9 protein-coding genes, 1 tRNA gene, 1 other RNA gene and 1 pseudogene are annotated in these 9,246 nt (G+C 71.0%); 8 read left to right on the forward strand and 4 right to left on the reverse strand.

The window, feature by feature from the left end:
* Window positions 1–2: 2 nt before the first annotated feature.
* A pseudogene (gene nrdR, locus Q4A22_RS10700) lies at window positions 3–452 on the forward strand (transcriptional regulator NrdR); the annotation flags it as partial.
* 333 nt (window positions 453–785) lie between these two features.
* Entirely contained in the window at window positions 786–1,427 is a 642-nt protein-coding gene (locus tag Q4A22_RS10705) for a GNAT family N-acetyltransferase (RefSeq protein WP_303179345.1), read from the forward strand.
* Between the two features lie 55 nt (window positions 1,428–1,482).
* On the opposite strand, the gene Q4A22_RS10710 is transcribed toward Q4A22_RS10705, so the two are convergent.
* A tRNA-Val gene (locus tag Q4A22_RS10710) sits at window positions 1,483–1,555 on the reverse strand.
* Between the two features lie 378 nt (window positions 1,556–1,933).
* On the opposite strand from Q4A22_RS10710, the gene gndA reads away from it, so the two are divergent.
* Window positions 1,934–3,391 carry an NADP-dependent phosphogluconate dehydrogenase gene (gene gndA, locus Q4A22_RS10715; RefSeq protein WP_303179348.1) on the forward strand — a complete coding sequence of 486 codons (1,458 nt, stop codon included), beginning with the start codon at window positions 1,934–1,936 and terminating at the stop codon, window positions 3,389–3,391.
* Between the two features lie 100 nt (window positions 3,392–3,491).
* Here gndA and epsC read toward each other — a convergent pair whose 3' ends face one another.
* The 3 genes from epsC to msrA all read right to left on the reverse strand — a co-directional run bounded on the left by epsC (window position 3,492) and on the right by msrA (window position 5,765).
* Window positions 3,492–4,076 (reverse strand): serine O-acetyltransferase EpsC, encoded by a 585-nt coding sequence (epsC, locus tag Q4A22_RS10720; RefSeq protein WP_303179350.1) that lies wholly within the window; start codon window positions 4,074–4,076, stop codon window positions 3,492–3,494.
* A 113-nt stretch (window positions 4,077–4,189) separates the two neighbouring features.
* Entirely contained in the window at window positions 4,190–5,125 is a 936-nt protein-coding gene (gene cysK / locus Q4A22_RS10725; protein WP_303179352.1) for a cysteine synthase A, read from the reverse strand.
* A gap of 100 nt (window positions 5,126–5,225) precedes the next feature.
* A complete protein-coding gene (gene msrA / locus Q4A22_RS10730) occupies window positions 5,226–5,765 on the reverse strand; it encodes a peptide-methionine (S)-S-oxide reductase MsrA (protein WP_303179353.1) in 540 nt (179 codons plus the stop codon).
* A gap of 70 nt (window positions 5,766–5,835) precedes the next feature.
* On the opposite strand from msrA, the gene Q4A22_RS10735 reads away from it, so the two are divergent.
* From Q4A22_RS10735 to Q4A22_RS10755, 5 genes are all read left to right on the forward strand, one after another.
* Window positions 5,836–6,720 carry a Nif3-like dinuclear metal center hexameric protein gene (locus Q4A22_RS10735; RefSeq protein WP_303179354.1) on the forward strand — a complete coding sequence of 295 codons (885 nt, stop codon included), beginning with the start codon at window positions 5,836–5,838 and terminating at the stop codon, window positions 6,718–6,720.
* Window positions 6,713–7,492 carry a zinc ribbon domain-containing protein gene (locus Q4A22_RS10740; protein ID WP_303179355.1) on the forward strand — a complete coding sequence of 260 codons (780 nt, stop codon included), beginning with the start codon at window positions 6,713–6,715 and terminating at the stop codon, window positions 7,490–7,492. The genes Q4A22_RS10735 and Q4A22_RS10740 overlap by 8 nt, the downstream gene beginning before the upstream one ends.
* A 50-nt stretch (window positions 7,493–7,542) precedes the next feature.
* Window positions 7,543–7,920: RNase P RNA component class A (rnpB, locus tag Q4A22_RS10745), an RNA gene on the forward strand.
* Between the two features lie 176 nt (window positions 7,921–8,096).
* The gene (locus Q4A22_RS10750) at window positions 8,097–8,489 is read left to right on the forward strand and encodes a hypothetical protein (protein ID WP_303179356.1); all 393 of its coding nucleotides are present in this window, start codon (window positions 8,097–8,099) and stop codon (window positions 8,487–8,489) included.
* Between the two features lie 56 nt (window positions 8,490–8,545).
* Complete coding sequence (locus tag Q4A22_RS10755) at window positions 8,546–9,100, forward strand: hypothetical protein (protein WP_303179357.1); 555 nt, start codon at window positions 8,546–8,548, stop codon at window positions 9,098–9,100.
* The last annotated feature ends 146 nt before the right edge of the window (window positions 9,101–9,246 follow it).

A 9,246-nucleotide genomic window follows, 5' to 3' on the forward strand; every position in this document is an offset into this window, starting at 1 on the left:
CCGTGCACTGCCCCTTCTGCCGCCACACCGACTCCAAGGTCGTGGACTCCCGCACCTCGGACGACGGCACCTCCATCCGCCGCCGCCGCCGCTGCACCGAGTGCGGGCGCAGGTTCTCCACGCTGGAGACCACCTCGATCTCGGTGATCAAGCGCTCCGGGGTGACCGAGCCGTTCGACCGGCAGAAGATCGTCAACGGTGTGCGCAAGGCCTGTCAGGGCCGCCCGGTGAGCGAGGACGACCTCGCCATGCTGGCGCAGGAGGTCGAGGAGTCCATCCGCGCGTCGGGCAGCGCAGAGGTCGAGGCGCACGACGTGGGCCTCGCCATCCTGCCTCCCCTGCGCCGGCTCGACGTGGTGGCGTACCTGCGCTTCGCGTCCGTGTACCAGGCCTTCGACGGCCTCGAGGACTTCGAGCGCGCCATCGACGTGCTGCGCGACCAGCAGGCCGAGCTCGCGGGGCAGCAGACGCTCGTCCCGTCCGCCGCGCGCCCGGCCGGGTCCCCGGGTGGGCGACGCCGCCCCGCTCGCCGCGGTGCCCCGGGTGGCGGCAGCACCGCGGAACCGCAGGCCGTGGCGGCCCCCGAGGAGGAGGGAACCGGGGAAGAGGCACCGGCGCCGCGGCGTCGTCGGGCGAAGAAGGCCCCCGACACCGTCACCCAGCCGCGCCTGCTCTAGGCGCCCGGCCACGCGCTCGCCGCCGCGGATGGCTCCGCACGCCAGGGGCGGGTTCCCAGGGTGCCGGAGGTCCTCGGAACGCCGGGTGACGACTGTTACCCTCGGCTCGTGACGCACAGTGAGAGGCCGCGCGCAACCGACCGGCCGCCGTTCGAGATCGTGCGGGCCGTGCCGGGGGACACCGGGCGGGCTGCCGAGACCCTGGCCGCCGCGTTCGCGGTGGATCCCCACGTGGTGGGACTGCTGCCCCACGGGGACGTTGACGCCTCGCTCACCCGGCTGTGGCGGCGGATCGTCACGGAGACCTTCCAGGCCGGCGGACACGTCTACCTGGCCCTGGCCCCCGACCGTCCCGAGCCCCTGGGCGTGACCCTGTGGGAGGCCCCCGGCTCGAAGGTCTCGCTGCGGGGGATGCTTCCCGGGCTGAGCACGTACCTGCGGATCTTCCGCACCCGCTTCGCGGACGCCATGACCACGGAGTACCTCGCGCACCGGGCCCACCCGGAGGCCCCGCACTGGTACCTCAAGGCCGTGGGGACGCTGCCGCAGGCGCGTGGCGCCGGGGTGGGGGACCGGCTCATCCGCAGTCGCCTCGCGGAGGTGGACCGGGAGGGCACGGGCGCCTACCTGGAGGCGTCCACCGAGGACCTGGTGCCGTTCTACGGCCGCTTCGGCTTCGAGCGGCTGGGCCCGGTCCCGTGCCGGGGCACGGTGCCCGCGGTGGGGATGTGGCGGCCGCCCGCGCGCTGAGCGGCCGGGCGGAGGAGCTCTCCACGCGGCCGGAGCGCCGGGGGAGGAGAAGGGGTGGGCCCTGCCGGGATCGAACCGACGACATCCACGGTGTAAACGTGGCGCTCTACCAGCTGAGCTAAAGGCCCCGGGGGGAATCGGGTGGGCACGACTGGAGCAGCTGCCTGCACCCGATCGGGAGCAAGCCTACCGGGGCCATGGGGGGCCACCCAACGCACGGGCCATGACCTCGGACACGTTCCCGTCACCGGTTTGACACGAATGCGCCCCCGGGGGTTAAGCTGAGAATGTTCCACGCACGGATGTGTGCAGAGAATCTCGGGGACGCTGGTGCGCTTGATCGCCTTCGGGCGTGACAGATACGGCGGTTCGATTCCGTCGGTCTCCACCGCAGTGCGAAGACCCCGGAGCCTCACGGCTCCGGGGTCTTTGCGCATCCGGACCCGTGTGTCCTTCCGGGTGCGGCCACCGTGCGGTGTCAGCGGGGGGTGCGTAGGCTAGGAACCATGGCTGCAGAAAAGAAAGCTGATATCGGTGTCACCGGCCTGGCCGTGATGGGCGCCAACCTTGCTCGCAACTTCGCGCACCACGGCTACACCGTGGCGCTGCACAACCGCTCGTCCGGCAAGACGGACGCCCTGATCGAGGAGCACGGCTCCGAGGGCGACTTCATCCGCACGGAGACCATGGAGGAGTTCGTCGACTCCCTGGCCAGGCCCCGCCGGGCGCTGATCATGGTCAAGGCGGGCGAGCCCGTGGACCAGGTGATCGAGCAGCTCGTTCCCCTCATGGACGAGGGCGACATCATCATCGACGGCGGCAACTCCTACTTCCAGGACACCCGGCGCCGCGAGCGCGAGCTCGCGCAGAAGGGCCTGCACTTCGTGGGCGTGGGCGTCTCCGGCGGCGAGGAGGGTGCGCTCAACGGCCCGTCCATCATGCCGGGCGGCTCCGAGGAGTCCTACAAGAGCCTGGGCCCCATGCTCGAGGACATCTCCGCCAAGGCGGACGACGGCGCCCCGTGCTGCGCGTGGATCAGCACCGACGGTGCCGGGCACTTCGTGAAGATGGTGCACAACGGCATCGAGTACGCGGACATGCAGGTCATCGGCGAGGCCCACGAGCTGCTGCGCTCCGTGGCCGGGCTCGAGCCCGCCGAGCAGGCGGACGTGTTCGACGAGTGGAACACCACCGAGCTGAACTCGTACCTCATCGAGATCACCGCGCAGGTGCTGCGGCAGGTGGACCCGAAGACCGGCAAGCCGTTCATCGACGTCGTGGCGGATGCCGCGGGGCAGAAGGGCACCGGGCGCTGGACCGTGCAGGAGGCCCTGGAGCTGGGCTCGCCGGTCACGGCAATCGCCGAGTCCGTCTTCGCCCGCGCCCTGTCCTCCGCGAACCCGGCCATGCGGCGCGAGGCCCAGGAGGTGCTCCCGGCGGGCATCGGCGGGACCACCGAGGACGTGGTGAAGGACCCCGAGTTCGTGGACGACATCCGCAAGGCGCTCTACGCGTCCAAGCTCGTCTCCTACGCGCAGGGCCTGGACATGCTCACCATGGCGGGTCGCGAGTACGGCTGGGACCTGGACCTGGCCACCATCGCGAGCCTGTGGCGCAACGGCTGCATCATCCGCGCCGAGCTGCTGAACGTGATCATGGCCGCGTACCAGGGGGACAAGGCCCCCTTGAACCTGCTGTTCGCGCCCGAGTTCGTGAAGGCCCTCGAGGACGCCCTGCCGGCGTGGCGCCGTGTGGTGGCCCGCGCGGTGGAGCGCGGCATCCCCGCGCCGGTGTTCTCCTCGGCACTCGCGTACTACGACGCGCTGCGCCGTCCGCGCCTGAACGCCGCCCTCACGCAGGGGCTGCGCGACTACTTCGGCGCACACACCTACAAGCGCATCGACGACCCCGACTCCAGCTTCCACGTGCTGTGGAGCGGAGACCGGTCCGAGGTCGTCTCCTGAGCGCAGCACCCCGCTGCGCCGGCACCACGGCGTGACACGAGGCCCGGGTCCCACCCCCAAGCGGGGGGCAGGACCCGGGCCTCGTGCCGTCCGGAGGGGATCAGATCCACATGGCCGGGTCGATGTACGCCGCGGGATCCACCAGGGGCTCCTTCTTCTCGGGGGTGCGGGGACGCACCTTGCCGGGGATGCCCGTGACGATGGAGTCCGGCGGGACGTCCTTGACCACCACCGCGTTGGCACCCACGGCCGAGTCCCTCCCCACCGTCAGCGGCCCGAGCACCTTGGCGCCCGCCCCGATGGTCACGCGGTCCTCCACGGTGGGGTGGCGCTTGACGGGCTCCAGCGACCGGCCACCCAGGGTGACCCCGTGGTAGACCATCACGTCGTCACCGATCTCTGCGGTCTCGCCGATCACCACGCCCATGCCGTGGTCGATGAAGAAGCGCCGCCCGATCGTGGCTCCGGGGTGGATCTCCACGCCGGTGGCCCAGCGGGCCAGTTGCGACACCGTGCGCGCCAGCAGCCGACGGTCCGGGTTCTGCCACAGCCGGTGCGAGAGCCGGTGCGCCCAGATGGCGTGCAGACCGGAGTAGTTGAACAGGATCTCCGCGCTGGAACGCGCCGCCGGGTCGTGGGTGCGGGCCGTGTCCAGGTCCTCCCGCAGTCTGCGCCAGAAGCTCACAAGTGGTTCCTTCTCAGTCGTGTGCCGCTCGGGGAGCCGGTCGGCCCGCCCAATGCGAACGGGTGCCCGGGGACTGTGCGCCCTGGACACCCGTTCGCGAGGACCGCGGCGGATCAGCCTCGGATGTCCTCGTACAGGATGGTGGAGATGTAGCGCTCGCCGAAATCGCAGACAATCGCCACGATGAGCTTGTCCCGGTTCTCCTCCTTGGCGGCCTCCTGCAGGGCCGCCCAGATGATGGCGCCGGTGGAGATCCCGCCGAGGATGCCCTCCTTGCTGCCGAGCTCACGGGCGTACTTCACGGAGTTCTCCACGGTCACGTCGTAGACGTCGTCGTAGATCTCGCGGTCGAGCACGTCCGGCACGAAGTTCGCCCCGAGACCCTGGATCTTGTGGGGGCCCGCCTTGCCCTCCGTGAGCAGGGGGGAGTCGGAGGGCTCCACGGCGACCAGGCGCACGTCCGGCTTCTGCTCGCGCAGGTACTTCCCGGCTCCCGTGATGGTGCCGCCGGTGCCGATGCCGGCCACGAAGACGTCCACCTGGCCGTCCGTGTCCTCCCAGATCTCGGGGCCGGTGGTCCTGTAGTGCACGTCCGGGTTGGCAGGGTTGGCGAACTGGCTGGCCAGGATGGCGTTGTCCGTGGTGTCCACGATCTCCTGGGCCTTGTCCACGGCGCCGCGCATGCCGTCCGCGCCCGGGGTCAGCACGATCTCCGCGCCGTAGGCGCGCAGCATCACGCGGCGCTCGGTGGACATGGTCTCCGGCATGGTCAGGATGACCTTGTACCCGCGGGCCGCGCCCACCATGGCCAGGGCGATGCCGGTGTTGCCGGAGGTGCCCTCCACGATGGTGCCGCCGGGCTTGAGCTGGCCGGAGGCCTCGGCGGCGTCCACGATGGCCTTGCCGATCCGGTCCTTGACCGAGTTGGCCGGGTTGTAGAACTCGAGCTTGACCGCCACGTTGCCGGGGAGGTCCTTGTCCAGGTGGTTCAGGCGCACCAGGGGGGTGCCCCCCACGATCTCGGTGACGTCGTCGTAGATCTTGCCCATCTCTGTCTCCTGTCCAGTGGGTGTGCAGCGGCCGTGGCACAGGGGTGCCGCGGCTGTGCCCGGAATCCTGCTCAGCGTATCCGCGCGCCGAGGGGCCGTCTCAGTCCGTGAGCCACACGGCGTAATTTTTGCGGACCTTCGCGAGCTTCGGGTTGATGATCACCTGGCAGTAGCCGTTGAAGGGCTGGTTGCCGTAGAAGTCCTGGTGGAAGTCCTCGGCCTCGTGCACGGGTCCCAGCGGCTCCACGGTGGTGACCACGGGATCGTCGAACCATTCCTGGACCCTGGTGATCGCGGCCTCGAAGAGCTCCTTCTGCTCCTGGTCCGCGGGGAACATGGCGGAGCGGTACTGGGTGCCCACGTCGTAGCCCTGGCGATTCAGGGAGGTGGGGTCGTGGCCCGTGAAGAACAGGTCCAGGATCACCTCCGGGGGCACCACCTCGGGGTCGAAGGTGACCGCCACGGCCTCCGCGTGCCCCGTGGTCCCGGAGCACACGGACTCGTAGTCCGGGTGCTCCGTGTGCCCGCCGGTGTACACGCTGCGCACCCGCTGGACGCCGCGGGTCCTGCGGTACACGGCGTCCAGGCACCAGAAGCAGCCACCGGCCAGCACGAACGTCTGCGGTGTCGATGAAGTCATGCCCTGTACAACGCGCGCCGGGCCAGAAGATTCCCGGGTGCCGTGGGCCGCGCGCTCCTAGGATGGGGGCATGAGCACCGAGGACACGGACCACCCGACCCACCCCACCGTGCAGGACGTCGTCGCCGTCGCGGACGCGCTGTGGCCCTTCCGTGCGCAGGAGGACTGGGACGCGTCCGGGCTCGCGGTGGGCCGCCCGGAGGCACCGGTGCGGCGCATCCTGCTGGCCGTGGACCCCGTGGCACCGGTGGTCGCGGAGGCCGTGGCCGGGGGTGCGGACCTGCTCCTCACCCACCACCCCCTGCTGCTGCGCGGCGTCACCTCGGTCGCCGCGGACGGTTTCAAGGGCCGCGCGGTGCACGACCTCGTGGAGAACGGGTGCGCCCTGCTCTGCTGCCACACGAACGCCGACTCGGCGCACCGCGGCGTCTCGGATGCGCTGATCGCGGCGTGCGGGGTCAATCCCGACGACGCCGCTCCGCTCGTCCCGCACGCCGCGGACCCCCGCACGGGACTGGGCCGCGTGGGCACCCTGGAGGCGTCGGTGACGCTGCGGGAGCTGGCGCAGCGCCTGGCCGCGCGGCTGCCCGCCACCGCCCAGGGGCTGCGCGTGGCGGGCAGCGGCGAGCGCCGGGTGAGCACGGTGGCCGTGTGCGGCGGCTCGGGGGACTCCCTGTTCGACACCGTCCGGGCGCACGGCGCGGACGTGTACGTGACCGCGGACCTGCGCCACCACCCGGCGTCGGAGGCCAGGGAGCGCGCGCTGGGGCCGGGGGAGGCGGGAACGCCCGCGCTGATCGACGCCGCCCACTCGGCCAGCGAGGCACTGTGGCTTCCGTGGGCCGGCGAGGACCTCGAACGGGCCCTGCGCGCCCGGGGCTTCACCGTGGAGATCCGCGTGAGCACCCTGCGCACCGACCCGTGGGACTTCACCGTGCACGCCGCGGATGCCTGACCTCCGCACCCCGTTGACCGCCACCGACTCCCAGGAGATCCCCATGACCGCCGCCCGCTCGTTCCTCCCCGCCCTGCTCGAGCTGCAGAGGGTGGACTCGCAGCTGCTCACCACGCTCCGGCGCGCGAAGGAGCTGCAGACCTCCGAGGCCGTGGCGGCACTGGTGACCCGGCGCACGCAGGCCGTCGCGGCCGCGCGCGAGCTGGACGCGGCCCTGCAGCGGGCGCAGGATGCCGTGCGGGAGGCGGAGTCCGCGGTGGCCGGGATCCAGAGCAGGATCGACCGGGACACCCGGCGGCTCAATGCGGGTGGCACCTCCAAGGACCTCATGGGAATCCAGCACCAGATCGACACGCTCACCGCCCAGCGGGGACGGGCCGAGGAGGAGCAGCTGCAGGCCATGGACCGTGCGGAGGAGGTCGCCGCGGACCGCGAGCGCAAGCAGCCCCTGCTGCGTGCCGCGGACACGGAGGCCAGGACCGCGGTGGCGGAGCGGGACGCCGAGCTCTCGCGCCTGAAGGACGAGCACGCCCGTCTCACCGCCGAGCGCGCCCGCCGGGCGGCGGCCGTCACGGACGCGTCCGTCCTGGAGCGCTACGACCGGCTGCGCACCGCGCGCGGAGGCGGGCGGATCGCCGTCGCCCGCTGGGAGAACGGCACGTGCGGGGCGTGCGACACGCGGCTGAGCCCCGCGGACGCCGCGGCCCTGGAGGCCACCCCGGAGACCGGGATCCCGCAGTGCCCGGAGTGCTCCGCCATGCTCGTGCTCTGAACCGCGGCCGCGGCGGTCGCTGCCGCGAACGCGGTAGGATCGACGGCGGACAGGTGGGCCGGGCGACCGCGCGGCGTCGTCGTTCGCGACGCGTCTCGAGGAAAGTCCGGGCTCCGCAGAGCAGGACGGTGGGTAACGCCCACTCGGGGAAACCCGCAGGACAGTGCCACAGAGAACAGACCGCCCGCCACGAGCGGGTCAGGGTGAAAAGGTGGTGTAAGAGACCACCAGCGCGCCGGGTGACCGGCGCGGCTCGGTAAACCCCGTCCGGAGCAAGGCCACGCAGGGCGCGTCCGAGGGCTGCTCGCCCGAGCGTCCGGGTAGGCTGCTCGAGCCGTGCGGCAACGCACGGCCTAGATGGATGGTCGTCACCGCGGTGCGGGCAACCGGCCGCGGCACAGAACCCGGCTCACAGGCCCACCTGTCCACCACACACCTCAAATACGGCTCTGACTAGGGAAAACGCCGAATCTACACTGACCCTAGTTGTGAATAGTGGAACTCAGTTAGACTCAGATGCCGGGAACGTAACAACTCTCACCCCCCGGGCACCCCCCAAAAAACCGTCGGTAGAGTGACGGTAACCCCCACCCCAGGAGAACCCATGTCGAGGAAGCCCAGCGCCCCCGAGCTGGTCCTTACAGGCCAGGAACGCACCAACATACTCACGCGTGTCGTTGCGGAGAAGACCAGCACCACGAAGGGCACAGCCACAGTCCTCCGCCGAGAGCCCCACACCGCGTGGATTCAGTTCGGTAGCAGCAACTCCAGTCTTGCTGCTCGTATGGGCTCGGGCATCTTGATGCTAATCATCCATGTTGCCCTCATCTGCGTGTCGCTCGGCTTGTGGCTCGTAGTGCTGCTTCTGCCGGGGCGGCCAAGCGTCTACATTGAAATCATCCAAGTCGCGCCGTCTGGACAGGTGTCCACCGAACAGGTGACTGAACGTCGCAAGGTCAATCGAATTCTCGCCGATCTGCGGCCAGCTGACTCGTGAATGCCCCTGGTAACTCGTCCGCGAACTCACCGCCGCGTAACGCCCAGGAGACCCCCATGCATCGCCACACCCTCGCCCTGCTCGTCCCGGCCGCGCTCGCGGCGCTCACCCTCACCGGATGCAGTGCGGACGATGCGCCCGCGGAGTCCCCCAGTGCGTCCGCGGCGACGTCGTCCCCGGCCCGCTCCGCGAGCTCCACCACGAGCACCAGCGCATCGGCTAGCGCCAGCGCGACCCCGAATGCACCGGCACCCGCAGCCACCACGGAGCCCCCGGCCGCGGAGCCCACCCACGGGACCGCACAAGAACCCACCGCTCTCGACACCGCCAGGCCCGTGTGGTCCACCCGCGGGCAGGACCCCAACATCCTCGCGTCCTACGGGATCGTGGAGGACGACTACTACTCCCAGACCGGGAAACCGGAGACGATGTGCGCGGTGTCCCAGCCGACCGTGTGCACCACCCCGCAGGACCGGGTGGCGGTCATGGATGCCGCACTGGACACCCCGGCGCCGTCCGGTGAGGCCGAGGCTCCGCTGCGGGAGCAGGACCCGAACGCGGGACTGTCGGACGAGGAGCTGAAGGACCTGCCAGTGCACGGCGCGCCGTGACACCCGGGCATGACGAAAGCGCCCCCGCACCGTGATGGTGCGGGGGCCTTCACTATCTCTGATGAGGGCACCTGAACGACGGCCGCAGGGGCCTGTGGACGTGATGGAACCCTTCGAGGCGCCGGGGGTCTCCGCGTGACAGCGCG

Source organism: Kocuria sp., assembly GCF_030530945.1.
Classification (GTDB): Bacteria; Actinomycetota; Actinomycetes; order Actinomycetales; family Micrococcaceae; genus Kocuria.